General features: G+C 51.6%; 1 rRNA gene. It reads left to right on the top strand.

The features are described from left to right. Positions 1-147: 147 nt before the first annotated feature. Positions 148-3075: ribosomal RNA gene (locus ACP3VS_RS24035) — 23S ribosomal RNA — on the top strand. The last annotated feature ends 45 nt before the right edge of the window (positions 3076-3120 follow it).

The following is a 3120-nucleotide window of genomic DNA, read 5'->3' as shown; positions in this document are numbered from 1 at the left end:
TTTTTTATAGGCTTAATAACATGATAAGGTTTTCAGACACGAGCAGTTCTAGGAAGCAATCGAGTAAATGAAGGAGCGTACTTCAGTACGTGACTGATTGAACGAGTGAGGCTGACAACGAAATGTGAAGTGTATGGAAAGCTGATAGGTTAAGTTATTAAGGGCGCACGGCGAATGCCTTGGCACTAGGAGCCGAAGAAGGACGGCACTAACACCGATATGCTTCGGGGAGCTGTAAGTGAGCTTTGATCCGGAGATTTCCGAATGGGGGAACCCACTACGTTTAATCGCGTAGTATCTTGACGTGAATACATAGCGTCTTGAAGGCAGACCCAGGGAACTGAAACATCTAAGTACCTGGAGGAAGAGAAAGAAAAATCGATTCCCTGAGTAGCGGCGAGCGAAACGGGAAGAGCCCAAACCAAGAGGCTTGCCTCTTGGGGTTGTAGGACACTCAATACGGAGTTACAAAAGAGCGAGTTAGATGAAGCGACTTGGAAAGGTCCGCCAGAGCAGGTAAAAGCCCTGTAGTCGAAAGTTCGTTCTCTCCTGAGTGGATCCTGAGTACGGCGGAACACGTGAAATTCCGTCGGAATCCGGGAGGACCATCTCCCAAGGCTAAATACTACCTAGTGACCGATAGTGAACCAGTACCGTGAGGGAAAGGTGAAAAGCACCCCGGAAGGGGAGTGAAAGAGATCCTGAAACCGTGTGCCTACAAGTAGTTAGAGCCCGTTAATGGGTGATAGCGTGCCTTTTGTAGAATGAACCGGCGAGTTACGATTACGTGCGAGGTTAAGCTTTAGAAGGCGGAGCCGCAGCGAAAGCGAGTCTGAATAGGGCGAAATAGTACGTGGTCGTAGACCCGAAACCAGGTGATCTACCCATGTCCAGGGTGAAGGTAAGGTAACACTTACTGGAGGCCCGAACCCACGCACGTTGAAAAGTGCGGGGATGAGGTGTGGGTAGCGGAGAAATTCCAATCGAACTTGGAGATAGCTGGTTCTCTCCGAAATAGCTTTAGGGCTAGCCTCGTGATGAGAATACTGGAGGTAGAGCACTGTTTGGACTAGGGGGCCATCCCGGTTTACCGAATTCAGACAAACTCCGAATGCCAGATATTTATACACGGGAGTCAGACTGCGAGTGATAAGATCCGTAGTCAAAAGGGAAACAGCCCAGACCACCAGCTAAGGTCCCAAAGTAATCGTTAAGTGGAAAAGGATGTGGCGTTGCACAGACAACCAGGATGTTGGCTTAGAAGCAGCCATCATTTAAAGAGTGCGTAATAGCTCACTGGTCGAGTGACGCTGCGCCGAAAATGTATCGGGGCTAAACGATTCACCGAAGCTGTGGATTGACATCTACGATGTCAGTGGTAGGAGAGCGTTCTAAGTGCGTTGAAGTCAGACCGGAAGGACTGGTGGAGCGCTTAGAAGTGAGAATGCCGGTATGAGTAGCGAAAGACGGGTGAGAATCCCGTCCACCGTATGACTAAGGTTTCCTGAGGAAGGCTCGTCCGCTCAGGGTTAGTCGGGACCTAAGCCGAGGCCGATAGGCGTAGGCGATGGACAACAGGTTGATATTCCTGTACCACCTCCTCACCGTTTGAGAAATGGGGGGACGCAGTAGGATAGGGTAAGCGCGCTGTTGGTTATGCGCGTCCAAGCAGTAAGGCGTGTGTGTAGGCAAATCCGCACACTGTAACGTTGAGCTGTGATGGCGAGTCCGTATGGACGAAGTTCCTGATTTCACACTGCCAAGAAAAGCCTCTATCGAGGTGAGAGGTGCCCGTACCGCAAACCGACACAGGTAGTCGAGGAGAGAATCCTAAGGTGTGCGAGAGAACTCTCGTTAAGGAACTCGGCAAAATGACCCCGTAACTTCGGGAGAAGGGGTGCTCTTGAGCGTGCAAGCGCATGAGAGCCGCAGTGAATAGGCCCAGGCGACTGTTTAGCAAAAACACAGGTCTCTGCAAAACCGTAAGGTGACGTATAGGGGCTGACGCCTGCCCGGTGCTGGAAGGTTAAGAGGAGTGGTTAGCGCAAGCGAAGCTGCGAATTGAAGCCCCAGTAAACGGCGGCCGTAACTATAACGGTCCTAAGGTAGCGAAATTCCTTGTCGGGTAAGTTCCGACCCGCACGAAAGGCGTAACGATCTGGGCACTGTCTCAACGAGAGACTCGGTGAAATTATAGTACCTGTGAAGATGCAGGTTACCCGCGACAGGACGGAAAGACCCCGTGGAGCTTTACTGTAGCCTGATATTGAATTTTGGTACAACTTGTACAGGATAGGTAGGAGCCAGAGATCTCGGAGCGCCAGCTTCGAAGGAGGCGTCGGTGGGATACTACCCTGGTTGTATTGAAATTCTAACCCATGCCCCTTAGCGGGGCAGGAGACAGTGTCAGGCGGACAGTTTGACTGGGGCGGTCGCCTCCTAAAAGGTAACGGAGGCGCCCAAAGGTTCCCTCAGAATGGTTGGAAATCATTCGTAGAGTGTAAAGGCACAAGGGAGCTTGACTGCGAGACCTACAAGTCGAGCAGGGTCGAAAGACGGGCTTAGTGATCCGGTGGTTCCGCATGGAAGGGCCATCGCTCAACGGATAAAAGCTACCCCGGGGATAACAGGCTTATCTCCCCCAAGAGTCCACATCGACGGGGAGGTTTGGCACCTCGATGTCGGCTCATCGCATCCTGGGGCTGTAGTCGGTCCCAAGGGTTGGGCTGTTCGCCCATTAAAGCGGTACGCGAGCTGGGTTCAGAACGTCGTGAGACAGTTCGGTCCCTATCCGTCGTGGGCGTAGGAAATTTGAGAGGAGCTGTCCTTAGTACGAGAGGACCGGGATGGACACACCGCTGGTGTACCAGTTGTCTTGCCAAAGGCATCGCTGGGTAGCTATGTGTGGACGGGATAAGTGCTGAAAGCATCTAAGCATGAAGCCCCCCTCAAGATGAGATTTCCCATTACGCAAGTAAGTAAGATCCCTCAAAGACGATGAGGTAGATAGGTTCGAGGTGGAAGTGTGGTGACACATGGAGCTGACGAATACTAATCGATCGAGGACTTAACCAAAAAGTTTGAAGCATTCAATGAACCGTTTATCCAGTTTTGAAAGAA

The sequence above is a fragment of the Lysinibacillus sp. VIII_CA genome (assembly GCF_049943995.1).
Lineage (GTDB): Bacteria > Bacillota > Bacilli > Bacillales_A > Planococcaceae > Lysinibacillus > Lysinibacillus pinottii.
This window is presented reverse-complemented; position numbering and strand designations above follow the sequence as displayed.